Source organism: Streptomyces sp. NBC_00289 (assembly GCF_041435115.1).
Lineage (GTDB): Bacteria > Actinomycetota > Actinomycetes > Streptomycetales > Streptomycetaceae > Streptomyces.
Genome location: NZ_CP108046.1, coordinates 4,363,868 through 4,387,647, shown reverse-complemented (window position 1 = coordinate 4,387,647; position 23,780 = coordinate 4,363,868). Strand labels below are relative to the sequence as shown.

General features: G+C 69.7%; 21 protein-coding genes and 3 pseudogenes. 15 read left to right on the top strand and 9 right to left on the bottom strand.

Annotated features, from left to right (window positions below):
* Positions 1 to 17: 17 nt before the first annotated feature.
* The 6 genes from rpmJ to truA all read left to right on the top strand — a co-directional run bounded on the left by rpmJ (position 18) and on the right by truA (position 3,986).
* Positions 18 to 131, top strand: coding sequence for a 50S ribosomal protein L36 (gene rpmJ / locus OG985_RS19810; protein WP_003998809.1), 114 nt, complete (start codon positions 18 to 20; stop codon positions 129 to 131).
* Positions 132 to 323: 192 nt separating this feature from the next.
* Positions 324 to 704 carry a 30S ribosomal protein S13 gene (gene rpsM, locus OG985_RS19805; protein ID WP_328749708.1) on the top strand — a complete coding sequence of 127 codons (381 nt, stop codon included), beginning with the start codon at positions 324 to 326 and terminating at the stop codon, positions 702 to 704.
* Between the two features lie 65 nt (positions 705 to 769).
* Positions 770 to 1,174, top strand: a complete 405-nt coding sequence (gene rpsK, locus OG985_RS19800) for a 30S ribosomal protein S11 (protein ID WP_003956432.1) — start codon at positions 770 to 772, stop codon at positions 1,172 to 1,174.
* A gap of 164 nt (positions 1,175 to 1,338) precedes the next feature.
* A complete protein-coding gene (locus OG985_RS19795) occupies positions 1,339 to 2,361 on the top strand; it encodes a DNA-directed RNA polymerase subunit alpha (protein WP_053661878.1) in 1,023 nt (340 codons plus the stop codon).
* Between the two features lie 192 nt (positions 2,362 to 2,553).
* A complete protein-coding gene (gene rplQ, locus OG985_RS19790; protein ID WP_371669679.1) occupies positions 2,554 to 3,054 on the top strand; it encodes a 50S ribosomal protein L17 in 501 nt (166 codons plus the stop codon).
* A 74-nt stretch (positions 3,055 to 3,128) separates the two neighbouring features.
* A complete protein-coding gene (gene truA / locus OG985_RS19785) occupies positions 3,129 to 3,986 on the top strand; it encodes a tRNA pseudouridine(38-40) synthase TruA (protein WP_371669678.1) in 858 nt (285 codons plus the stop codon).
* A 17-nt stretch (positions 3,987 to 4,003) separates the two neighbouring features.
* Here truA and OG985_RS19780 read toward each other — a convergent pair whose 3' ends face one another.
* Positions 4,004 to 4,888, bottom strand: a complete 885-nt coding sequence (locus OG985_RS19780; protein ID WP_371669677.1) for a hypothetical protein — start codon at positions 4,886 to 4,888, stop codon at positions 4,004 to 4,006.
* 406 nt (positions 4,889 to 5,294) lie between these two features.
* Between OG985_RS19780 and rplM the strand changes: the two genes are divergently transcribed.
* The 3 genes from rplM (at position 5,295) to glmM (ending at position 7,943) form a co-directional block, all read left to right on the top strand.
* Complete coding sequence (gene rplM / locus OG985_RS19775; RefSeq protein WP_371669676.1) at positions 5,295 to 5,738, top strand: 50S ribosomal protein L13; 444 nt, start codon at positions 5,295 to 5,297, stop codon at positions 5,736 to 5,738.
* A 42-nt stretch (positions 5,739 to 5,780) separates the two neighbouring features.
* Positions 5,781 to 6,311, top strand: a complete 531-nt coding sequence (gene rpsI, locus OG985_RS19770; protein ID WP_371669675.1) for a 30S ribosomal protein S9 — start codon at positions 5,781 to 5,783, stop codon at positions 6,309 to 6,311.
* Positions 6,312 to 6,584: 273 nt separating this feature from the next.
* A complete protein-coding gene (gene glmM / locus OG985_RS19765) occupies positions 6,585 to 7,943 on the top strand; it encodes a phosphoglucosamine mutase (RefSeq protein WP_371669674.1) in 1,359 nt (452 codons plus the stop codon).
* Positions 7,944 to 8,019: 76 nt separating this feature from the next.
* On the opposite strand, the gene OG985_RS19760 is transcribed toward glmM, so the two are convergent.
* Both OG985_RS19760 and coaA read right to left on the bottom strand, forming a co-directional pair.
* On the bottom strand, positions 8,020 to 8,952 hold the full coding sequence (locus tag OG985_RS19760) for a DUF389 domain-containing protein (protein WP_371669673.1): 933 nt from the start codon (positions 8,950 to 8,952) through the stop codon (positions 8,020 to 8,022).
* A 40-nt stretch (positions 8,953 to 8,992) separates the two neighbouring features.
* A complete protein-coding gene (coaA, locus tag OG985_RS19755) occupies positions 8,993 to 9,982 on the bottom strand; it encodes a type I pantothenate kinase (RefSeq protein WP_371669672.1) in 990 nt (329 codons plus the stop codon).
* A 195-nt stretch (positions 9,983 to 10,177) separates the two neighbouring features.
* Between coaA and OG985_RS19750 the strand changes: the two genes are divergently transcribed.
* Positions 10,178 to 11,824 carry a serine/threonine-protein kinase gene (locus OG985_RS19750; protein ID WP_371669671.1) on the top strand — a complete coding sequence of 549 codons (1,647 nt, stop codon included), beginning with the start codon at positions 10,178 to 10,180 and terminating at the stop codon, positions 11,822 to 11,824.
* A gap of 50 nt (positions 11,825 to 11,874) precedes the next feature.
* Here OG985_RS19750 and OG985_RS19745 read toward each other — a convergent pair whose 3' ends face one another.
* Entirely contained in the window at positions 11,875 to 12,822 is a 948-nt protein-coding gene (locus OG985_RS19745) for a hypothetical protein (RefSeq protein ID WP_371669670.1), read from the bottom strand.
* Between the two features lie 264 nt (positions 12,823 to 13,086).
* Entirely contained in the window at positions 13,087 to 17,463 is a 4,377-nt protein-coding gene (locus tag OG985_RS19740) for an RICIN domain-containing protein (RefSeq protein WP_371674439.1), read from the bottom strand.
* Between the two features lie 666 nt (positions 17,464 to 18,129).
* Here OG985_RS19740 and glmS point away from each other — a divergent pair.
* Positions 18,130 to 19,977 (top strand): glutamine--fructose-6-phosphate transaminase (isomerizing), encoded by a 1,848-nt coding sequence (glmS, locus tag OG985_RS19735; protein ID WP_371669669.1) that lies wholly within the window; start codon positions 18,130 to 18,132, stop codon positions 19,975 to 19,977.
* Here the strand turns inward: glmS and OG985_RS19730 are convergent.
* The 4 genes and pseudogenes from OG985_RS19730 to OG985_RS19715 all read right to left on the bottom strand — a co-directional run.
* Positions 19,938 to 20,156 carry a DUF397 domain-containing protein gene (locus OG985_RS19730; RefSeq protein ID WP_371669668.1) on the bottom strand — a complete coding sequence of 73 codons (219 nt, stop codon included), beginning with the start codon at positions 20,154 to 20,156 and terminating at the stop codon, positions 19,938 to 19,940. The genes glmS and OG985_RS19730 overlap by 40 nt on opposite strands.
* A gap of 120 nt (positions 20,157 to 20,276) precedes the next feature.
* Positions 20,277 to 20,453 (bottom strand): annotated as a pseudogene (locus tag OG985_RS19725) (DUF397 domain-containing protein); the annotation flags it as partial.
* An 83-nt stretch (positions 20,454 to 20,536) separates the two neighbouring features.
* Entirely contained in the window at positions 20,537 to 20,755 is a 219-nt protein-coding gene (locus tag OG985_RS19720; protein ID WP_371674438.1) for a DUF397 domain-containing protein, read from the bottom strand.
* 8 nt (positions 20,756 to 20,763) lie between these two features.
* A pseudogene (locus OG985_RS19715) lies at positions 20,764 to 21,018 on the bottom strand (Scr1 family TA system antitoxin-like transcriptional regulator); the annotation flags it as partial.
* On the opposite strand from OG985_RS19715, the pseudogene OG985_RS19710 reads away from it, so the two are divergent.
* From OG985_RS19710 to OG985_RS19695, 4 genes and pseudogenes are all read left to right on the top strand, one after another.
* A pseudogene (locus OG985_RS19710) lies at positions 21,017 to 21,241 on the top strand (ATP-binding protein); the annotation flags it as partial. The pseudogenes OG985_RS19715 and OG985_RS19710 sit on opposite strands and share 2 nt — an antisense overlap.
* Positions 21,242 to 21,365: 124 nt before the next feature.
* The gene (locus tag OG985_RS19705; protein WP_356046985.1) at positions 21,366 to 21,536 is read left to right on the top strand and encodes a hydrophobic protein; all 171 of its coding nucleotides are present in this window, start codon (positions 21,366 to 21,368) and stop codon (positions 21,534 to 21,536) included.
* A gap of 223 nt (positions 21,537 to 21,759) precedes the next feature.
* The gene (locus OG985_RS19700; protein WP_371669667.1) at positions 21,760 to 22,131 is read left to right on the top strand and encodes a holo-ACP synthase; all 372 of its coding nucleotides are present in this window, start codon (positions 21,760 to 21,762) and stop codon (positions 22,129 to 22,131) included.
* A gap of 89 nt (positions 22,132 to 22,220) precedes the next feature.
* Positions 22,221 to 23,693 carry an NAD(P)H-hydrate dehydratase gene (locus OG985_RS19695; protein ID WP_371669666.1) on the top strand — a complete coding sequence of 491 codons (1,473 nt, stop codon included), beginning with the start codon at positions 22,221 to 22,223 and terminating at the stop codon, positions 23,691 to 23,693.
* The last annotated feature ends 87 nt before the right edge of the window (positions 23,694 to 23,780 follow it).

Sequence of the window (23,780 nt, the reverse complement as noted above, 5' to 3'; positions counted from 1 at the left end):
CCGGAGAACCTCACCCCATGAAGGTCAAGCCGAGCGTCAAGAAGATCTGCGACAAGTGCAGGGTGATCCGCCGTCACGGTCGGGTCATGGTCATCTGCGAGAACCCGCGCCACAAGCAGCGCCAGGGCTGACGCAGGACCGCGTTCCCTCTGCACCTTCGCAGAACTTCGCGCGACGCGAGCAACACACGTTCATACGCAGAGCCCAGGCACCGCAGGTGTCTGACACCCCCGGTTCGGAGGCTGGGGACCCGGTTCGTACCTGGTACGGCGGCTGGGAGCCGGTTCTGTGGAAGACCTCCGAAGATCAACTGGAGCCATTGAATGGCACGCGTTTCCGGTGTTGACATCCCGCGCGAAAAGCGCGTGGAGGTCGCCCTGACCTACGTGTTCGGCATCGGCCGGACCCTTTCCCAGCTGACGCTGGCCGAGACCGGCATCGACCCGAACACCCGCGTTCGCGACCTCTCGGAAGAGCAGCTCGTCGCGATTCGTGAGTACGTCGACAGCAACATCAAGACCGAGGGTGACCTCCGCCGTGAGGTCCAGGCCGACATCCGCCGCAAGGTCGAGATCGGCTGCTACCAGGGTCTGCGTCACCGCCGCGGCCTGCCCGTCCGCGGTCAGCGCACCAGCACGAACGCTCGTACCCGCAAGGGCCCGCGTCGCGCCATCGCCGGCAAGAAGAAGCCGGGCAAGAAGTAGTCCTCAGCGGACGCTCACCAGCGGTCTTCGCTGTAGGACCGACCACCTCCCTGTAGGAGATTTAGATGCCCCCCAAGGGTCGTCAGGGCGCTGCCAAGAAGGTGCGCCGCAAGGAAAAGAAGAACGTCGCTCACGGGCACGCCCACATCAAGAGCACGTTCAACAACACCATCGTCTCGATCACGGACCCCTCGGGCAACGTGATCTCCTGGGCCTCCGCCGGCCACGTCGGCTTCAAGGGCTCGCGCAAGTCCACCCCCTTCGCCGCGCAGATGGCCGCCGAGTCGGCCGCCCGCCGCGCGCAGGAGCACGGCATGCGCAAGGTTGACGTCTTCGTCAAGGGTCCCGGCTCCGGCCGTGAGACCGCGATCCGCTCCCTCCAGGCCACCGGCCTCGAGGTCGGCTCGATCCAGGACGTCACCCCCACCCCGCACAACGGCTGCCGTCCGCCCAAGCGTCGTCGCGTCTGACGCACGGCCGCGTGTCGGTCTGAGGTTTTCGGGCGGTACGGCTCCGTAAAGGGGCCGTATCGCCCGTACCCTTGCAGTACCCCCCGCGCTGTGTGATGTGAGCGGCGCGGTTTTGTCGGACGTCAAATAGCGGGCGTCCACGAAAAAAAGGATCTGATCCACACATGCTGATCGCTCAGCGTCCCTCGTTGACCGAAGAGGTCGTCGACGAGTTCCGCTCCCGGTTCGTGATCGAGCCGCTGGAGCCGGGCTTCGGTTACACCCTCGGCAACTCTCTTCGCCGCACCCTGCTGTCCTCCATCCCCGGCGCCGCTGTCACCAGCATCCGCGTCGACGGCGTCCTGCACGAGTTCACCACCGTGCCGGGTGTCAAGGAGGACGTCACCGACCTGATCCTCAACATCAAGCAGCTGGTCGTCTCCTCGGAGCACGACGAGCCGGTCGTGATGTACCTGCGCAAGCAGGGCCCGGGTCTGGTCACCGCCGCCGACATCGCGCCCCCGGCCGGTGTCGAGGTGCACAACCCGGACCTCGTCCTGGCCACGCTGAACGGCAAGGGCAAGCTGGAGATGGAGCTGACCGTCGAGCGCGGTCGCGGCTACGTCTCCGCGGTCCAGAACAAGCAGGTGGGTCAGGAGATCGGGCGCATCCCGGTCGACTCGATCTACTCGCCGGTGCTGAAGGTCACGTACAAGGTCGAGGCGACCCGTGTCGAGCAGCGCACCGACTTCGACAAGCTGATCGTCGACGTCGAGACCAAGCAGGCCATGCGTCCGCGTGACGCCATGGCGTCGGCCGGTAAGACCCTGGTCGAGCTGTTCGGTCTGGCGCGTGAGCTCAACATCGACGCCGAGGGCATCGACATGGGCCCCTCGCCCACGGACGCCGCCCTGGCCGCCGATCTCGCGCTGCCGATCGAGGAGCTCGAGCTCACCGTCCGGTCGTACAACTGCCTCAAGCGTGAGGGCATCCACTCCGTGGGTGAGCTCGTCGCCCGCTCCGAGGCCGACCTGCTGGACATCCGCAACTTCGGTGCGAAGTCCATCGACGAGGTCAAGGCGAAGCTGGCCGGCATGGGCCTGGCCCTCAAGGACAGCCCGCCCGGATTCGACCCGACCGCCGCGGCGGACGCGTTCGGCGCCGACGACGACGCGGACGCGGGCTTCGTGGAGACCGAGCAGTACTAGTCGCTCCGCGAGTCGGCCGGATTCCGGCCGCGGGACCGTTGTGGCTGGTTGCGCAGTTCCCCGCGCCCCTTCGGGGGCGCGGACCCTCCGGGTGCTTCGCAAGAGGCGCCCGGATCTCCGACGGGTAATCGCCCGCTCGGACACTGACCCCGGTACCTGATACGGCCGGGGCAGACACCTAGGAGAAACGCCATGCCGAAGCCCACCAAGGGTGCCCGTCTGGGCGGCAGCGCCGCGCACGAGAAGCTGCTCCTCGCGAACCTCGCGAAGTCGCTCTTCGAGCACGGCCGTATCACCACCACCGAGGCGAAGGCGCGCAAGCTGCGCCCGTACGCCGAGCGTCTGATCACCAAGGGCAAGAAGGGCGACCTTCACAACCGCCGTCAGGTGCTTCAGGTGATCACGGACAAGAGCGTCGTCCACACGCTCTTCACCGAGATCGGCCCGCGCTACGAGAACCGCCCCGGTGGCTACACCCGCATCACCAAGATCGGTAACCGTCGTGGCGACAACGCGCCCATGGCTGTCATCGAGCTGGTCGAGGCGCTGACGGTCGCGCAGCAGGCGACCGGTGAGGCCGAGGCCGCCACCAAGCGTGCGGTCAAGGAGTCCGAGGAGGCCAAGGTCGAGGAGACCAAGGCCGACGAGGTCGTCGAGGACGCGGCTCCGGCCGAGGAGTCCAAGGACGCCTGAGGCTCCGCCTTGCACTGAGCGGGTCCGCCCCCTTCGGGGCGGGCCCGCTCTTGCGTTGCTGAGAGGATCTAGGGGTGAGTGACGAAGTACAGCCCGGGTTCGTACGGGTGCGGATGGATCTGTCGTACGACGGGAGCGGGTTCTCCGGCTGGGCGAAGCAGGCCGGCGGGCGCCGGACCGTACAGGGCGAGATCGAGGACGCCCTGCGGACCGTCACGCGGTCCGGGGAGACGACGTACGAGCTGACCGTGGCCGGGCGGACGGACGCCGGCGTGCACGCGCGCGGGCAGGTGGCGCATGTCGACCTGCCCGGCGAGCTGTGGGCCGAGCACCGCGAGAAACTGCTCAAGCGGCTCGCGGGGCGCCTGTCGAAGGACGTGCGGGTCTGGTCCCTGGCCGAGGCTCCCGCGGGCTTCAACGCCCGTTTCTCGGCCGTCTGGCGGCGATACGCCTACCGGGTCACCGACAACCCCGGCGGAGTCGACCCGCTGCTGCGCGGCCACGTGCTGTGGCACGACTGGCCGCTGGACGTGGACGCCATGAACGAGGCGGCGCGCAGGCTCCTCGGCGAGCACGACTTCGCCGCCTACTGCAAGCGGCGCGAGGGAGCCACCACCATCCGCACGCTCCAGGCACTGGCCCTGGAGCGGGGCGCCGACGGGATCATCACCGCGACCGTCCGTGCCGACGCCTTCTGCCACAACATGGTGCGCTCGCTGATCGGGGCGCTGCTGTTCGTGGGCGACGGCCACCGCGGGCCCGAGTGGCCCGGAAAGGTGCTGGCGGCGGGCGTACGGGACTCGGCCGTGCATGTCGTACGGCCGCACGGGCTGACGCTGGAGGAGGTCGGCTACCCCGCCGACGAGTTGCTGGCCGCGCGCAACAAGGAGGCGCGGAACAGGCGGTCGCTGCCCGGGGCCGGCTGCTGCTGAGTCCGGCCCCGGTCGCCCTAGCCGACGGCCGCGGCCGACGCCTGGGCCTCACCGCGGCGGCGGATCTGGCGGAAGGAGAACTCGGCCAGGTCGTCGCCGGTCGAGAAGACCTTCGTGTCCTTCGTCGTCACGTCCTTGCCGCTGGTGAAGCCGGCGATCGTGAAGTAGGCGTAGCGGCCGTAGGAGTTGGTGGTCGAACGGCAGACGGCGGAGTTGCAGAACGCCTTGACGCCCTTGCCGGCCAGCGACGCGACGATGCTCTTGTTGTCGGCCTCGCCCTTGGCCTTGGTCGCCTGCGCCTCGGTGTCGAAGAGGGCCACGCCGACCGTCACGGCGATGCCGTCCTTGGTGTACGTGACGCGCATCAGGCGGGTGCACTTGTTGCCGGTGAGGACCTTGGCGAGGGTGCCCCGGGCGGCGCTCGCGCAGTTCTTCGTGTCGGCCGTCGGGCCCTTCTTGTACACGGTCTCGCCCACGGTCAGCTGCGTGCCCGGGAAGAGGATGTCCGGGCCGATCGGCGCCGTGTCCTTGCCCTTGCTGGCGATGAATTCCCTGGGGTCCAGCGGGGGCGGCGCGCTGGTCGGGGCGAACGACGGGGCCGTTGTGCTGGACGCGCTCGGGATGTCCGCGGTCGAGGGCAGTTGCGAGTTCGGCCTGCCGGACGCCTCGTCACCGCCTCCCGCGTCCACCACGGCCATCGCCACGGCGGCGCCTATCGCCACGGTGGCGAGCGCGCCGCCGCCTATGAACAGCAGCCGACGGCGCCGGTTACGCGTCTCGGACGCCTCCGCCAGCGCGGCCCAGTCCGGCGTCTGGTCGGTGCCGCTGTGCCACGGCTGCTGCTGGGAATTCGGTTTCCATGGATCCCACTGGGACTGGGGTCCCCCCTGCCCGAAGCTCATGGGCCGCATCTTAGACGGGGGAACGGGTTCCGTTGTGCTGCCCGTATGTGAAGGACGGGGTTACTCTCCGCGTCCCACCTGTCACACAGATCTACTGTTGTCGCAGGTCACAGGCGTCTCAGTGGTCCCAGCGGGCTCGCGGTTCGGCGGTCGGGGGGTGGGGCCGGTAGGCTGGGCGCCAGCAGAGATCCCGCGTTTTGACCCGTCCGGGTCCCCGAAGGTATCCTGCTTGTTCGTTATGTGTATTGGCTTGCTCATTCTCACGTGAGGGGCCCTTACACCGGTCCACCGGGCCGATGACCAGCGGCAGGACTCGGTTGCGTCACCGAGGTCCGCCAGGGCTGTCGTACATCGTCCGTGGTGGCCATGTCAGGACCCACTCACTGAAGAAGCGAAGGCTACGACCGTGCGTACGTTCAGCCCCAAGCCCGGCGACATCACTCGCCAGTGGTACGTCATCGACGCCCAGGATGTCGTCCTGGGTCGTCTGGCGACCACTGCCGCGAACATCCTGCGGGGCAAGCACAAGCCGATCTATGCGCCCCACGTCGATGCTGGTGACTTCGTCATCATCATCAACGCCGACAAGGTGCACCTCACCGGCAACAAGAAGACCCAGAAGCTGGCGTACCGCCACTCCGGTTACCCGGGTGGTCTGCGCTCCGTCCGCTACGACGAGCTGCTGGCGAAGAACCCCGAGAAGGCCGTCGAGAAGGCCATCAAGGGCATGATCCCCAAGAACACCCTGGGCCGTCAGTGCCTCTCGAAGCTGAAGGTCTACTCGGGCGACCAGCACCCGCACGCTGCCCAGCAGCCGGTGCCGTTCGAGATCACCCAGGTCGCGCAGTAGTTCCGGCCACCCCCTAAGACGTAGAGAAGCCTGAGGAGAATCGTGGCCGAGACCACTGTTGAGCAGCCGCTCGACGAGACCGCCGACGTCGAGAACGTGGACGTGGAGAGCTACACCACCGAGTCCGAGGTGCCCGTCGAGGGCGAGTACACCTCGGAGTCGCTGGCCGGCCGCTTCGGCGACCCCCAGCCGGCCGCCGGCCTGGGCCGTCGCAAGAACGCCATCGCCCGCGTCCGGATCGTCCCGGGCACCGGCAAGTGGAAGATCAACGGTCGCACCCTTGAGGACTACTTCCCCAACAAGGTGCACCAGCAGGAAGTCAACGAGCCCTTCAAGGTGCTCGAGCTCGAGGGCCGTTACGACGTCGTCGCCCGCATCTCGGGTGGTGGCGTCTCCGGTCAGGCCGGTGCGCTCCGTCTCGGTGTCGCCCGCGCGCTGAACGAGGCCGACGTCGACAACAACCGTGGCGCCCTCAAGAAGGCCGGCTTCCTCAAGCGCGACGACCGTGCGGTCGAGCGCAAGAAGGCCGGTCTCAAGAAGGCCCGCAAGGCTCCGCAGTACAGCAAGCGTTAATCGCTGCTGCCCTGTACGTAGTCCGAACGCCCCGGCGGCACGCCACTGTGCCGCCGGGGCGTTCGTTTATCACAGGCTGGGCGTATAACGACACAAGACGCTCAAAGTCTTGTGTGATCGGATGTTCGGGCATGGAATGCCTGGGATGCGGAAGTCACCGGCGGCGATTCCATCGAGACCTTCGACACCGTCGAGGGAGGTGGAGGGCGTTGGCGGCCCGAACGCACCGGACGGCTTCCGGACTTCCGAACTGATGCTTTCTCAGGAGGACAAGTGGGACGACTCTTCGGCACGGACGGCGTGCGCGGTGTCGCCAACGCGGATCTGACGGCTGAGTTGGCGCTCGGCCTCTCCGTCGCCGCGGCGCACGTACTGGCCGAGGCGGGCACCTTCGAGGGCCACCGGCCGACCGCCGTGGTCGGTCGGGACCCACGCGCGTCGGGGGAGTTCCTGGAGGCCGCCGTGGTCGCCGGCCTCGCCAGCGCGGGCGTGGACGTGCTCAGCGTCGGCGTGCTGCCGACGCCGGCGGTGGCGTATCTCACGGGCGCGCTCGGCGCCGACCTCGGCGTGATGCTGTCGGCCAGCCACAACGCGATGCCTGACAACGGCATCAAGTTCCTCGCCCGCGGCGGGCACAAGCTCGACGACGAGCTGGAGGAGCGGATCGAGGCCGTCTACGAGGAGCACCGCACCGGCGCCCCCTGGGACCGGCCGACGGGCGCGGGCGTGGGACGGGTCCGGTCGTACGACGAGGGGTCCGAGCGGTACGTCGCGCACCTCCTCGGCGTGCTGCCGAACCGGCTGGACGGTTTGAAGATCGTCCTCGACGAGGCGCACGGTGCGGCCGCCCTCGTCTCGCCGGAGGCCTTCACCCGCGCCGGTGCCGAGGTCGTCACGATCGGTGCCGAGCCGGACGGACTCAACATCAACGACGGCATCGGCTCCACCCACCTCGGGCCGCTGAAGGCCGCCGTCGTCGCGCACGGGGCCGACCTCGGCATCGCGCACGACGGGGACGCCGACCGCTGCCTCGCCGTCGACCACACCGGTGAGGAGGTGGACGGCGACCAGATCATGGCCGTACTCGCGCTTGCGATGCGGGAGCGTTCCGCACTGCGCTCCGACACCGTTGTCGCGACGGTCATGTCGAATCTGGGCTTCAAGCTGGCGATGGAGCGGGCAGGGCTCAAGATCGTCCAGACCGCCGTCGGCGACCGGTACGTGCTGGAGGAGATGAAGGAGCACGACTACGCCCTCGGCGGCGAGCAGTCCGGACACGTGATCATCCTGGATCACGCGACGACCGGTGACGGCACGCTGACCGGACTGCTGCTGGCCGCCCGGGTCGCGCAGACCGGGCGTTCGCTGCGGGACCTCGCCGGCGTCATGGAGCGGTTGCCGCAGGTACTGATCAACGTGCCGGACGTGGACCGGACCCGGGTCGGGAACTCCGCCGAGCTCGCCGCCGCCGTCGGCGAGGCCGAGCGGGAGCTGGGGGCGACGGGACGGGTGCTGCTGCGGCCTTCGGGGACCGAGCAGTTGGTGCGGGTCATGGTCGAGGCCGCGGACATCGACCAGGCTCGGTCGGTGGCCGGAAGGCTGGCCGATGTGGTGAAGTCCGCCCTGGGCTGAGGGCGTTGAGGGTGGACGTTCCGGGGCGGGGGGCCGGGGGCTTGTCGCCCGGTTCCCCCGCCCCGGGCGTCGTCGGCTAGAGCGTCTTGGCACGCTGGCGGGCCCAGAACCACTTCTGCATCAGCAGGGTGAGCGTTCCCGCCAGGATGATGCCCACCAGGTTCAGCAGGAGCTGTTCCGTCGAGTGCCAGGTCTGGTTGGTGTCGCCGTAGGTCAGGGCCACGGCCGCGTTGGCGGCGGCCGGGACGGTCGTCACCGAGATGGCGACGCCGACCAGGGCGCCCGACTTGGCGGACGTCAGGGAGAGGGTGCCGGCGGCCCCGGCGAGGACGGCCACGACGAACGAGAACCAGTCGGGGGCGTAGATGAAGCCGGTGTTGGGGCGTTCGGCTTCCAACTGGGCCTTGCTGAACAGGCCTACGGCGTCCATGAAGAGGCTGAAGCCCGCCGTGATCACCATGGCCGCCGCGAACCCGACGAGCAGGGCGATGAGCGAGCGCAGCGCCAGACGCGGGGCCCGCCGCACCACCGCGGTGCAAATGCCCGCGAGGGGGCCGAACTCGGGCCCGACCGCCATCGCGCCGACGATCAGGATCGCGTTGTCGAGCACCACACCACAGGCCGCGATCATCGTGGCGAGGGTGATGAAGGCGACGTAGGTGACCGAGAGGGTCGACTCCTCGTGCGTGGCGTCCGTCAGGTGCTCCCACAGCACCGCGTCCGCGCCCTCGCCGGGGGCCTCCGCCTCGGCCTTGTCGGCACGCTTGGACAGCGACAGGTCGATGTTCTCGACGGCGATGGATCCGGTGGCGTCGATGCCCAACTCCTGTAGACCGGTGAGGAGTTGGTCACCCGCCTCGCGTGCCACGTCGCACAGCACCACGTCTCCGGCGGGGTTGCGGGCGGCGCCCGGCAGCACGACGACATGCGTGGTGCCGACCGTCTTCTCGATCAGGCGGACCACGTCGTCGGTCCGGTCGGACGGTGTGATCAGGCGCAGATGCAGCATGGGTCATTTCTACATGCCCCCTCCACGGCGCCGGAGCCGCCTACAGCTTGCGCAGGCTCAGCCGCTGCACCTTGTGGTCCGGGCCCTTGCGGACGATGAGGGTGGCGCGGCCGCGGGTCGGGGCCACGTTCTCGACCAGGTTCTGGCGGTTGATCGTGCGCCAGGTCGTACGGGCGTAGTCGAGGGCCTCGTCCTCGGAGACCTGGGTGTACTTGCGGAAGTATGAGGACGGGTCCTGGAAGGCGGTCGCGCGCAGCTTCTTGAACCGGTTGAGGTACCAGCGCTCGATGTCCTCGACGCGGGCGTCGACGTACACGCTGAAGTCGAAGTAGTCGGCGAGGCCGACCCGGGTGCGGCCGTCCTGGCCGGGCAGGGCGGGCTGGAGCACGTTGAGGCCCTCGACGATCAGGATGTCGGGGCGGCGGACCGTGAGCCGCTGCTCGGGGACGATGTCGTAGATGAGGTGCGAGTAGACGGGAGCCGTCACCTCGCCCTTGCCGGCCTTGATGTCGGCGACGAAACGCGTCAGGGCGCGGCGGTCGTACGACTCCGGGAAGCCCTTGCGCGACATCAGGCCGCGGGCCTCCAGCTCACGGGTGGGCAGCAGGAAGCCGTCCGTCGTCACCAGCTCGACGCGCGGGTGCTCGGGCCAGCGGGAGAGCAGGGCCTGGAGGAGACGGGCGACGGTGGACTTGCCGACGGCCACGGAGCCGGCGACGCCTATCACGAAGGGCGTGCCGGACTGGGAGCCCTGCTCGCCGAGGAAGGTGTTCAGGGCGCCTCTGAGGCCGTCGGTGGCGCCGACGTAGAGATTGAGGAGGCGGGACAGCGGGAGGTAGATGTCCCGCACCTCGTCGAGGTCGATGACATCGCCGAGACCACGCAGCCGCTCGACCTCCTCGGCGGTCAGCGGCAGCGGCGTCTTCTCCCGCAGCGCGCTCCACTCGGCTCGGGTGAGGTCGACGTAGGGAGTCGCCTCCGGCCTGTGCCGGTGGGCGCTCCGGGGCAACGGGGAGACCGGAGAGATCACAGTCCATTGTTAACGGAGTTTGAACGGGGCGGGGGGTGGGGTGGGTCACGTCGGGTCGTGACCAGGCTCGCCGTGAACGGGGCGGAGTCCTCCGATGCCGCAAAAGGGGCATAAACGGTGTCGTGCGTCACGGGTCTGTGACCGGAAAGCGCCGGGGGTGGAACCCGAAGCGCTCGACGCGGTAGGGATGGACCCATGAGCAGCAACGGGGGAGCGCCTTACCGGCCCGACGAGCCGACAAGTTTTGAGCTGCAACCGCCGGGTGCGCCGGCCGCCGTGCCACACCCCGGGAATCCGTACGCCGCGCCCACTCAGGTCGTTTCCGGGCAGCAGGTGGCGCAGGAGCCCGGTGCCGGTCGGCTCATCGCCGGGCGGTACCGGCTGCTCGACAAGATCGGTCACGGCGGCATGGGCACCGTGTGGCGGGCGAAGGACGAGACGATGGACCGGGAGGTCGCCGTCAAGGAGCCCCGCCTGCCGGACCATCTTCCCGAACGCGAACGTGCCAACGCCTTTGAGCGGATGCGCCGCGAGGCGCGAGCCGCGGCCCGGCTCGACCACCCGGCGGTCGTGAACGTGCACGATGTCGCGGTCCTGGACGGGCAGCCGTGGATCGTGATGGAGCTCGTGCGGGGACGTTCGCTCGGCGCCGCGCTCCAGGAGGGCACGATCGGGGCGCGTGAAGCGGCGAAAATCGGCCTTGAGGTGCTCGGCGCACTGGAGGCCGCGCACGCGGCGGGCATCCTGCACCGCGACGTCAAGCCCGACAACGTGCTGCTCGGCCACAACGACCGGATCGTCCTCACCGACTTCGGCATCGCCCAGATCGAGGGCGAGACGAACCTGACGGACACCGGCGGCTTCGTCGGCTCGCCAGAATTCATCGCGCCCGAGCGGGTGTTGGGTCAGCGTCCCGGGCCGGCCTCGGACCTCTGGTCGCTGGGCGTGGTCCTGTACACGGCCACGGAGGGCGTGTCGCCGTTCCGCCGCACCAACACGCCCGCGACCCTCCAGTCCGTCCTCAACGCCACGCCGGCCCCGCCCAACGCGGCCAGGGGCCCGCTCGCCGACGCCATCAACGGCCTCCTGAACAAGGATCCGGCCCACCGCCCGAACACCGAGCAGGTTCGCCGACTGCTGGAGCAGGCCGCGCGACCGCCGGAGCCCGCGCCCACCCGGATCGCCCCGATCGCGGAGCCGGCCGGCAGGCAGATCCGCCTCGGCCGCAAGGGGTGGATCGGGATCGGGGCGGCGGTCGTCGCGGCGGCCGTGGTGGCGGCCCTCCTGGTGACCGGGAACCCGTTCGCGGGGCCCTTGCCGGACGGCTGGAAGACGGAGAACGCGACGGCGCTGGGCGCGAAGCTGGCCGTACCGGACGGCTACAGGAAGTCGGTGCCCAAGGCCGACGCCGCCGAGGACGAACACTGGGTCCAGTACACCGATCTGAGCGGCACCCTCTGGATCAGCCTCACCCTGGCCAAGAGGGCCGAGAACACCAGCGGCGAGATCGCCGCTTCGGCTGCGGCCGAGATGTACGACGACGACGCGAGCTACAAGGAGAGCGGCAGCTACAACATCGACATGGACTCCGATCCCGCTCCCAGAAGCAAACCCGAGCCGACGACGTACCGGGACCGGAAGGCGGCCCTCAACACCGTGGTCTACGAGACCACGGACTCCCAGCATCCGCGTCCCCGTGAGATGCAGGTCCTCTACTACAAGACCAGGTCAGGCGACATGTACAAACTCATGATCGGCTACCCGGGCAAGGGCGACTTCACCGAGCGCGGCCGTGAGGTCGCGAAGACGGCCATCGCGAATTTGGACATCACCAGGCTGTGAACTCGTGAGAGGGCGGGCCTTCTCGACTGGTGGCCGGTGGCCGGATCATCTCAGGTGGTCGTCGCTGAGTCGTCCTCCTCGACCAAACCGATGGCCTCCGGGAAACCGGAAGCGAACGCCTTGTGCGCGGGGGCGGTCTCCTCGTCGGAGGCCTGTCGGAAGAGGTGGATCAGCTCCTGCCGGTCCTCGTCGGGCGCCTGGTCCAGCCGTCTGAGCAGGGTTCCCGTCCACCCTTCGGTGATCTTGACGGCATCATCCTCGTCGACGGTGTCCGCGTCGGCCAGTTCGATACTGCCGAGCAGAGCCATGTACGTGGCCGCGAGAACCTGAGACCGGGTCACCGAGGTACCGGTTGGGGCCGGCGGTTCCTGCGCGGGGAGGCAGAGTTCGTCGGGTAGTTCCAGCAGCGACCGGTCTGCCTTCCAGAAGCCCCTGTACACCATGTCCTGGCTGTGCATCGCTCCGGCGAGCCTGCGGAAGACGCGGGCGACCTCCCTCCGGTCGTCGTCCGCCAGACGCTGCAGGCCGTCCCGCATGATCCGGATGCCTCGTCCGGTGAGCCGTGCCTTGCCCGCCACGCTGATGCCGGACAGCTCACCGGAATCGTCACCGCTTGGATCGCAGGAGCGGATGGATGCGATGAGACCGAGCACTCCCTCCGTGAGGATGTACTCGATGAACCACTGTCTCGGCTGTCGGCCCGCGACATGGGTTCCCTGGGCCAGGTCGTTGAGCTCGGCCGCGTCACGGGTGCGGAAACCGGCGAGCGTGAGCACGCTTTTGATTGTCTCGTCCATGAGTGAACCGACCCGCGCGCCGTGCTCGATCACCGGTTCCAGGAGATCGAGCCGGTCCGGCTCCATGAATCCGAGGGAAGCCTCGGTCAGGGATTCACCGGCGTTCCAGCTGACGTGGACGCCGCCTGCCGGACCGTCGATGGTGTCGACGGAGACACACGCGCCGGTCTGCCGGTCGGCCAGGGTGTTGGGGTGTTCCACGTATGCGGGGAGACCGGCGTGTTGCAGCTCTCGGCATACCGTCTTTGCCAGCGCGTGCCACTCGGCGATGACTTCTTCGGGAGCGTGTGGAGTACCACTTTCCTCAGCATTTGCGCGCTTCTGGGGATCAATGTAGGTCAAGGGTTCTCCTGAGGGAGCCGTCCGCAGCGAAGGCGACCTGGAATGTCAATTCTTCCAGTTCGGCAGCCCCGCCGGGACGGAAGTCCCGGCGGGGCCGGCCAGCGGCTGCATCACTGATTCTCGTCAGTCACGCTTCCGTGCCTCAGTCTCTTGGTCGCTTGTCGCGGAACGAGTCAACCGTCCGCCGTTGGCCCGCTTGACATAGCTCGCGAGAAGGCTCTTCGAATAGGAGGCGATCTCAACCGTGTAGGGGACGGAGTAGGTGATCACGGTCCCTTCCTTGAGAGCCTTTTCAAGAGCACCGGCACAGTCATTGCACGGCTGCCGTTCGGTGTACAGAGCGGTGATCTTCTTGGGGTCGACGCCCTTTTCCTTCAGCTGGTCGAGGATCTCCGTCTCGGAGTGGCCGCTGAACTTGCTGTTGGCAACCACGTAGTCACCGGTCTTGGGGTCATTCCAGCCCGGCACCCTCGCCACGGCCACGTTGTGATCCGCGCCGAAGTACCCGTTCTCCACCCGGTACTTGTACGCGAGGTGGCTCATCTCGTCGCTGTTGTAGGCGATCAGCTTCAGCGGGCACGCGCTTGCGGACGCTGAGACTCCGGCGGAAAGGGGTGTACGCGCGATCCTGGTACATGTCTTGACGAACTTGTCGAGAGCCTTGAGACCGATGCCGACCTTGGCTGTCTCGGACAACCCGTCAAGGGCACGTAGTGCCTTGAAGGCGTCCTCGAAGTCGATGCCTGTCCTGGCGGCGGCGTCGAGCGCCTTGACAGCGCGTGAGAGCGGGGCGAGCAGGCCTTCGACCGGAACGTACGTGGCGAGGCTCCAGGCGCAGGCGGTCTTGTCGCCGTGCCAGCAGTCCATCAGGTCTTCGGCGAAGAAGGAGAACAGGATCGATCCGGCCACATCGCCGAAGAGGCTCTGCCATCCGGCGCGGACGATGTCCTTGCCGGAGAACAGGTGCGTCCAGCCGTCGATCTTGATGTTCTTCAGCGTCGACCGCTGGAGGAACTGCCACGCCGACTTCGGGCACCCGTCGGCCGTGGCCTGGGCCTGGTCGTCGGTGCACAGGTAGAAGTCGGCCTCGTAGCTGACGACCAGGTCGTACTTCGCGTTGCAGCCCTGGAAGGCGGCTTCCGGCATCGCCGGGCAGGTGCCGATCTGCTTGCTGCTGACGATCTCGACGGTGGACTCGTCCGGAACGGCGAACACACCGGGAATGCCCGTACCGGTTCCCTGGGACGCGTCCTTGTTGGCTTCCTCCCGTTCGGTGCGGTCAGCCGCCTCCTGGGCCTCCTTGGCGTACTTGGCGGCGTCCTTTGCCGCCTCCTCCGCCTCGGTGGCCGCCGCGTCCGCGCGGTCGGCTGCCGCTCGGGCGTCCTTCGCGGCCTGTTCGGCCTCGCTCGCGGCCGTGCGGGCCGCTTCGGCGTCCAGGGCTGCCTGGTCGGCCGAGGAGCGGGCGTCCGCCGCGTAACCCTCGGCACGGCCGGCCGCCTTGTCGGCTGCTGCCGCGTCCTCCGTGGCCTGGCGGTCGTACTCCTTCGTGCGGGCCAGTGAGGACGAGGCCTTGGAGGCGGCCTGCGCGGCGTCGGCCGCGTAGCCGAGGGCCTCCTTCGCGTAGCCGCGGGCGTCCGCCGCGTAGCCGGCGGCGTTGGCCGCGTGCTGGTACGCCTCCTTCGCGTCGCCCACCGCCTGGTCGGCGAGGGCCTTGGCGGCGGCCGCCTCCTCCTGCGCGTTCTTGGCGTGCGCGTCGGCGACGGCCTTCTGCTGCTCGGCGATCGTCTTCGACGCCTGGCCGGTCAGCACGACCAGGCCGGCGGCCGAGTCCGTGTCGACGTACGGGGAGCCGAGCTGGATCGCGTCGTTGGCCGGCTTGGCGACCTGTTCGGCGGAGTTGGCGGCGTCCACGGCCGCCTGCGCGGTGACGTGGGCGAAGCCCGCGGCCTTCGCCGAGGCGGCCAGCGCCTTGCCGGCCTCCTTGTTCGCCTCGTCCGCGTCGGCCATGGCGGTCTTGGCGAGTGCCTCCGCCTCGTCGGCCAGTTTGACCGCCGTCTTGGCCTCGTCGGCGGCGTGCGCCGCGGCCTTGATGGCGTCCGCCGCGGCGCTGGTCGCGGTCTTCACCGCGGCGTCGGCCTTCAGCTTCGCGGCCTGTGCGGCGTCCGCGTCGGAGCGGGCCCGCTTGGCGGCGGCTTCGGCGCGGGTGGCCGCCGCGTCGGCCTCGGCCGCGGCCTGGGTCGCGGCGTCGGCCTCGTCGCGGGCACGGCCGGCGGCCGCTTCCGCGTCGTCCGCGTGCTGGTCCGCCTCGTTGGCGGCGGCGCGGGCGGCGTCGGCCGCCTCACCGGAGTCCAGCGAGTCGGCGTAGGCGTCCTTCGCGTCGGCCTTGGCACGGGAGGCGTCGGCCTTCTGCTCGGCGTCCCACGCGTCGTCCCGCTTGTCCTTGGCGTTGTCGCGTGCGGTGACCGCGTCGTCCCGCCTGCTCTCGGCGGTCTTCTCGGAGGCTTCGGCCTTGTCCTTGGCGTCCTTCGCCTTGGTGGCTTCCGCCTGGGCGTTCTGTTTGTGCTCGTTGGCCTCGGCCTGCTTGGCCGCGGCGGTCTCCTTCTCGGCCTTGGCCGTCGCCTCCTCGGCCTCGGCCGCGAGCCGCTTGGCGTGCGCGTCGGCGGCGGCCGACTTGGCGTCGCCCTCGGCCTTCAGCGCCACGGCGAGCTTGGCCTCGGCGGTCTCCTTGTCCTTCTTCGCGTTGTCGCGGTGGACCTTCGCGGCGTCGGCCGCGGCCTTGGCCTGCAACTCGGCCGTCTCGGCGGCCTTCTTGCGGAACTCGGCCTTCGCCTGCGCGGCCTGGGCGAGCGCGCGCTGCGAGATGGTCTCGCTGTCGGCGGCGGCGGCGCGGGTGGCGGCCTCGGCGGTTTCGCCTGCCTTCACCATCGCCGTGAGGGCTGCCACGCTGCCCTTGGTGACCTGTGCCTTCTGCTGGCCGACCAGCAGACCACGGCCGCGGGGGGCGCCGTTGGCGTCCGCGATGCCGTACGCAGCCTGCTCGGCGGTGTCCGAAGAGGTGGCGGCCTTCTGCGCGGCGGTGAGCTGCGCCTTGAGGGCGGTGAGCTGGCTCTTGGCCGCCGCCTGGGCGGACGCGACGCCGGCCTTGGCCTTGGTGAACTGGGCCGCGGGGGGAACCGTGCCGGTGTGGCCGGCCGGCTTGATCGTGTACTTCTGCGGGCCGGTGCCCGCGCACGTCAACAGCCGTGTGTCCTGGCCGTTGTCGTACTTGGCCAGGTCGACGCACTTGCCGGTGCCGACGTTCTTCAGGGTCGTCGCGGCGCGCAGGTTGTACTCCCACGTCTGCGCGGGGGTGCTGTTGCACGTGTAGATCTGGATCTTCGTGCCGTTCGCCGAGTTGTTCCCGGCGACTTCGAGGCACTTCGCGGAGTTGGGGTTGCGCAGGTGCAGGCCCTTGTCGTCGCCGTAGACCTCCCACTTCTGGGCCGCGCCGCCGTTGCAGGTGTAGATCTGCACCGCGGTGCCGTTGGTCTTGGCGCCGCCCGCGACGTCCAGGCACTTGCCCGACGCGGCCGGTACCTCGATCACGGCGGGCGAGTCACCGACGTAGCCGACGCCACCCGCGGACCAGTAGTCCTGCCAGCGGGTGAGGTGGTCGGCGGTCCACGACTGACCCAGCAGGTCGCCGAGGGTCTTCGAGCCGGCGGCGAGGGCCTTGGTGGCGTCCTTGTTCGCGCTCAGGATCTGGTTGCGCTGGGTGGCCTGGGAGGTGATCTCCTGCTGCCACTCGGCGGCGGCGGTCGAGGAGACGTCGCCCAGCACCTTGTCCGGGTCCATCGGGTCACGCCAAGCGCAGGACGCGAACCGGGTCTTCAGGTCCTCGACCGCGATGCGGTACTCGGCTGTGCCCGGCTGCGGGGCGGTACGGGGGAACCCTCCGGACGCCAGGAAGATACGGGCGTTGTCCGCGCCGGTGGGCTCCAGGGACCAGTCCGACAGGTACTGGAACCCGTCGCGCTCGGCCAGCGCACGGTTCCACTCGTCCGTGGGCAGGCTCGGGTCAGGGTCCTTGCCGTACAGCGGCGTACCGAGGTCCTTGACGGCCTTGACCGTCTGCTCGTCAGCCCTGGGGGTGGGGTCCTCGTAGAAGTCGTCCTCGTCCTTCCAGAACCGCTCGGCGACCCACTTGGACAGCCCGGTCTGGGAGTAGAAGTCCTCCTTGCCGTCACCCGGCGAGCCCGGGGGCCAGTGGAAGTCGGTGTCGGTGAAGCCGGCGGGATTCGTCAGTCCGTCGAGCGGCTTCTTCCAGGTGTCGCGCAGGGCGTGGAGAGCGTCGAGTTCCTTGCCCGCCGCGTCGCGGTCCGCCGTGTACGCGGTCGCGAGCGGCGTCTTCTCCCAGTACTGGCGGTCGGCGAGGGCGTGCAGCTTGTCCGCGGGCTGGTTGAGGCCGTCCTGCGCGGTGGTGGCCATCGCGGGCCCGCCCAGGCGCAGGACGTCGGCCATCAGGCACTGGTCCTGCCGCAACTGCTCGGCGGCGGTGTCCACGTACCAGTCGGCGGAGTCGCTCGCCGGAGCGGCGTCCAGTGCGGTGAGCCGGTTGAGCTGGTCCGGACTCACGGCCAGCGCGGTGAGAACCGCCCCGGCGACGAGGAGCGGAACGGCCCGAGCGCGAAGCCCGGAACGCGTTGACGCGGGTTCGAAGAACCCGGATGGTCTGGAACGCAAGTGCGCACCCCTTCATCTCGCGGAAGGAGACCGGGAGTCGGTCGGCGTGGGACTCGCGGATTGCGGGCACTGCGGCATGGCGACGCGCCCCCCCGTGACGGTGTGAACTTGTTCCCCCGGTCGCTGGTCTACGCGCGCGAGGACGGACTGGTCGGTGTCCGTCACGCGGCGCGACACGATAGGCACACGCCATCCGATTCGAACAGAGATTTGTTTCGGTGGTGGCGTGATCGGGTGGCGTGAAATATCCCCCGGTCGACCGCCTCGCCGAGTGTGTGCCGGACTCCGCTTCGGGAGGATTCTGTGCATGTCCTGTGCTTGAGTGACGGGAGTCGATCAGGGTGGCCGGGCTGAAGATGGCCGAATACCGACCCGGCTCAGAATTTCCGATTTCGGGCAGGAAGTGCCAGGTTCGGCCCGCTCCCGGCGCTTAGGCTGCGGGCCATGTGCGGAATCGTGGGATACGTGGGGTCGCAGTCGGCGCTCGATGTCGTGATGGCCGGACTGAAGCGACTGGAGTACCGGGGGTACGACTCGGCAGGCGTCGCCGTGCCGGCGGACGGCGGGCTGGCGGCGGCGAAGAAGGCCGGGAAGCTGGTCAACCTGGAGAAGGAGCTGGTCGACCGGCCGTTGCCGGCGGGGACCACCGGAATCGGGCACACGCGGTGGGCCACGCACGGCGGGCCCACCGACGCCAACGCCCATCCGCATCTCGACAACGCGGGGCGCGTCGCCGTCGTGCACAACGGCATCATCGAGAACTTCGCCGCGCTGCGGGCCGAGTTGGCGGAGCGCGGGCACGAGCTGGCCTCCGAGACCGACACCGAGGTCGTCGCGCACCTGCTCGCGGAGGAGTTCTCCTCCTGCGCCGACCTCGCGGAGTCGATGCGGCTCGTGTGCCGGCGGCTGGACGGCGCGTTCACGCTGGTCGCCGTGCACGCCGACGAGCCCGACGTGGTGGTCGGAGCGCGGCGGAACTCGCCGCTCGTGGTCGGTGTCGGTGACGGCGAGGCCTTTCTCGCCTCCGACGTCGCCGCGTTCATCGCCCACACGCGCTCGGCGATCGAGCTGGGTCAGGACCAGGTCGTGGAGCTACGGCGGGACGGTGTGACCGTCACCGGCTTCGACGGGCGTCCGGCGGACGTCCGGTCGTACCACGTCGACTGGGACGCCTCGGCCGCCGAGAAGGGAGGCTACGACTACTTCATGCTCAAGGAGATCGCCGAGCAGCCCAAGGCGGTCGCCGACACCCTGCTGGGCCGCATCGACGCGTCCGGTTCGCTCACGCTCGACGAGGTCCGCATCTCCGCCGCCGAACTGCGCGAGCTGGACAAGGTCGTCATCGTCGCCTGCGGTACGGCCTTCCACGCCGGCATGATCGCCAAGTACGCCATCGAGCACTGGACCCGCATCCCGTGCGAGGTCGAGCTGGCCAGCGAGTTCCGGTACCGCGACCCGATCCTCGACCAGCAGAGCCTGGTGATCGCCATCTCCCAGTCCGGCGAGACCATGGACACCCTCATGGCGCTACGGCACGCCCGCGAGCAGGGCTCCAAGGTGCTGGCGATCTGCAACACCAACGGCTCCACCATCCCGCGCGAGTCGGACGCGGTGCTGTACACCCACGCCGGACCCGAGGTCGCCGTCGCCTCGACGAAGGCGTTCCTCACCCAGCTCGTGGCCTGCTATCTGGTCGCCCTGTACCTCGGCCAGGTGCGCGGCACCAAGTGGGGCGACGAGATCGGCGCCGTCATCCGCGACCTCTCCCACATCTCCGGCGAGGTCGACCGGGTCCTGGAGACCATGGAGCCGGTCCGTGCCCTGGCGCGCTCGCTCGCGGACAAGAACACGGTGCTGTTCCTCGGCCGGCACGTCGGCTATCCGGTCGCCCTGGAAGGCGCCCTGAAGCTCAAGGAACTCGCCTACATGCACGCCGAGGGCTTCGCGGCGGGCGAGTTGAAGCACGGGCCGATCGCCCTGATCGAGGAGGATCTGCCGGTGGTGGTCGTGGTGCCGTCCCCGCGCGGGCGGTCCGTCCTCCACGACAAGATCGTGTCCAACATCCAGGAGATCCGGGCCCGGGGCGCGCGGACCATCGTCATCGCGGAGGAGGGCGACGAGGCGGTCGTGCCGTACGCCGACCATCTGATCCGCATCCCGGTCACGCCGACGTTGCTCCAGCCGCTCGTCGCCACGGTGCCCTTGCAGGTCTTCGCCTGCGAGCTGGCCACCGCCCGGGGCAACGAGGTGGATCAGCCGCGCAACCTGGCGAAGTCGGTGACGGTGGAGTAGCCCTTCACGCCGTTCACGAACGCTGCGAAGGCTCCGGCCGGGACGGTGAGGGTGGCTCGGGTCGGAGCCTTTGAGTCGCGGATGGATATGTGCGTGGGGCGGTGTGCGACCTCCACGCAGGCATCGCCCTGACCGCCGCCGGAGAACGACGACTTCTGCCAGGAGTCGCGAGTGATCATGCCTTACAGCTCCTTCGCCAGCCTGCCGATGAAGTCACGCGAGCGCTCGGGTTCGAGTGACACGGCCTCCACTTTCGATCGGCCGCGCAACCTGGCGAAGTCGGTGACGGTGGAGTAGCCCTTCACGCCGTCGAGGAACGCGGCGAAGGCTCCGGCTGGGAAGGCGAGGACGGCTCCGGCCGGGGCCTTGGAGTCGCGGATGGCTATGTGGGTGGGGCGGGCCGCGATCTCCACGCAGTTGTTGCCGTCGCCGCCGCCGGAGTAGGACGACTTACGCCAGATCTCGGGGATGGGCACGGTCGGTCTCACAGCTCCTTGGCAAGCCTGTGGATGAAGTCACGCGAACGGGCGGGATCGAGTGACACAGCCTCCACTGTCGGTCAGCCGCGCAACCTGGCGAAGTCGGTGACGGTGGAGTAGCCCTTCACGCCGTTCACGAACGCTGCGAAGGCTCCGGCCGGGACGGTGAGGACGGCTCGGGCCGGGGCTTTCGTGTCTCGTACGGCGACGTGCGTGGGCGAGGCCGCGACCTCCACGCAGTCGTTGCCGTCGCCGCCGTCGGAGTAGGACGACTTCCGCCAGTTGTCGCGGGTGGTCACGAGTTGCCTCACAGCTCTTTCGTCAGCCTGTGGATGAAGTCACGCGAGCGTTCGGGTTCGAGTGATACAGCCTCCACTTTACGGAAACGTGTTCGGTACGTGGCGAGTTGAGCTTCGGAATCGACGAAGGCGGCGCCATGAGGAGCGTCGCGGACCACGGTGTCCAGCTTGGGCACGGGGCCACCGACGTAGGTCATCGCGCTGCCGCCCCACGAGAAACCGTCCAGGTCGAAGGGGATGACACGCACGGTGATGTGTTCCGCCGCCCTGCGGGTGTGCTGGTCGGCGGGTGTGCTGCGGATCGGGGCGTGGGACGCCGACCCCGCGCCGCCGGAGCCGCCCGTGCCGTCGGGGCAGGCGGTCGACGGGCAGGACGGGCGGGGGCTGGTGCTCGTCCGGGCCTGCGCCGATCTGTGGGGGTGGCAGCCGCTGGCGAGAAACGGCAATCGGGGCAAGGTCGTGTGGTGTGAGCTCGGCGCGGCTTAGGGAATGCGTCTGTGCGGGCGCGCGCGAGCAATTCGGATTCCCCCAACTGCCGTGAAGAAACCGTGAATCCCGGATGCGTGTTCGTGCGAGCTCGGGGCACTCGGTGTTCTGGAGGTTGATACATATGGTTCCCCTGCTTCTGGTTCTTCTGCTGGCTCTTGTTCTTTTCGGTGCGGGATTCGCACTGAAGGCGCTGTGGTGGATAGCGGTCATCGTGCTCGTGGTGTGGGCGCTGGGCTTCGTGGTCCGTCCGGCGGGAGGTGGCGGCCGTCGTGGCCGCTGGTACCGCTGGTGAACGTGCACGTCGAAGTGTGAGTGGGGCCCCGGTTGTGACCGGGGCCCCATTCACGCGTGGAAGGCGTGAAAAGGGACGTGACTCCCGATGTCGTGGGCACCCGGCAACCACGGCCGGGCGCCGGTGCGCCAAGGGAACCAGCGCCTCCAATCCGGCGCCCGGCTTCCGCCTCGGGTGCCGCGCAAGGCACTCCGTATAAGCCACTCGGCATAAAGTGCTCGGCATGAGCATCATCGGGGTCGGTATCGACGTGGCCGAGATCGACCGGTTCGCGGCGTCGCTGGAACGCACGCCCGGGCTGGCCCAACGGTTGTTCCTGGAGAGTGAATTGCTGCTGCCCGGCGGAGAACGCCGTGGTATCGCCTCGCTCGCCGCCCGCTTCGCCGCGAAGGAGGCCGTGGCCAAGGCCCTCGGTGCCCCGGCCGGCCTGCACTGGACGGACGCGGAGGTCTACGTCGAGGACTCCGGCCGCCCGCGCCTGCGCGTGACGGGCACGGTGGCCGCGCGGGCCGCCGAACTGGGGGTCGTCTCCTGGCACCTGTCACTCAGTCATGACGCGGGGGTCGCGTCGGCGGTGGTGGTGGCGGAGGGGTGACGCCACCCGTCCGGCTCCGCAGGGGGAGACCCGGGCTCTGACGGCGGCCGGATGTGCCCACCGGGCGTATCCGGGGCAGACTCGACCGCATGCGTACCGCATTCAGCGTGGAGACGGTCCGAACAGCCGAACGCGAGCTGATGGCGCGACTGCCCGAAGGCGCCCTCATGCAACGGGCCGCGGCGGGACTCGCCGCCGCGAGCGCGGACCTGCTCGGCCGGGTCTACGGCGCCCGGGTCGTGCTCCTGGTCGGCAGCGGGGACAACGGTGGGGACGCCCTGTACGCCGGGGCCCGGCTGGCCCGGCGCGGGGCCGGCGTCACGGCGGTGCTGCTGGCACCGGAGCGGGCCCACGCCGGCGGCCTGGCCGCGCTGCGCCGGGCCGGTGGCGGCACGATCGCCCCCGCCTTCGCCGGACATCAGACCGCACACCGGGCGACACAGGCCGGCCAGGCCGAGGAACTGATCGCCCGCGCCGACCTCGTCCTCGACGGCATCGTCGGGATCGGTGGCAAGGGAGGACTGCGGCCGGACGCCGTCCCGTTGGCCGCCGCCGCCGAACGCTCCCGGGCCGCCGTCATCGCCGTCGACCTGCCGAGCGGAGTGGACGCCGACACCGGCGAGGTGCGCGGCACGGCCGTCCGGGCCGATCTGACCGTCACCTTCGGGGCGCACAAGCCGGGCCTGCTGATCGATCCCGCGCGCGAGTACGCCGGCTCGGTGCGGCTCGTCGACATCGGGCTGGAGCTGCCCGCCGAACCCGAGCTGGAGGCCCTCCAGCACGCGGACGTGGCCGCGCTGCTGCCCCTGCCGGGCGCCGAGAGCGACAAGTACCGGCGTGGGGTCGTCGGAATCGCCGCCGGATCGGCGCGTTACCCGGGTGCGGCCGTGCTCGCCGTGTCGGGTGCCCTGCGCGGCGGGGCCGGGGCCGTGCGGTACGTCGGGCCCGCGGCGGACGCGGTGATCGCCCGCTTCCCCGAGACCCTCGTCTCCGACCGGGGGCCGCGGAAGGCGGGGCGGGTGCAGGCCTGGGTCGTCGGACCGGGGGCGGGGGACGACGCGGAGACCGTGGCGGAGGTCCTGGCCTCCGACGTGCCGGTGCTGATCGACGCGGACGGGCTGCGGCTGGCCGACCGGGACGCCGTACGGGCGCGTACGGCCCCGACGCTGATGACCCCGCACGCGGGGGAGGCGGCCGCGCTGCTCGGCGTGGCGCGGGAGGAGGTCGAGGGGGCGCGGCTCTCCTCGGCGCGGGAGCTGGCGGGGCGGTATGCGGCGACCGTGCTGCTGAAGGGCTCGACGACCCTGGTGGCCGACGCCGGGGGCGGCGCGGCGCGGGTGAACGCGACCGGGACGTCCTGGCTGGCCACGGCCGGCAGCGGGGACGTGCTGTCGGGGCTCGCCGGGTCGCTGCTGGCGGCGGGTCTTCCGGCGCTGGACGCGGGGAGCGCGGCGGCGTATCTGCACGGGCTGGCCGGAAGGTTCGCCTCGGACGGGGCGCCGGTCGGGGCGCACGACGTGGCGGCGGCGATTCCCGGGGCCTGGCGCGACGTGCGGGACTGAACGCGGAGCCGAATGCGGGACTCCGTACGAAAGCGAGGGCGCGACCGAGTGGCAACCGCGTACCGGAACCGTGTGCGGAAGCGGCGG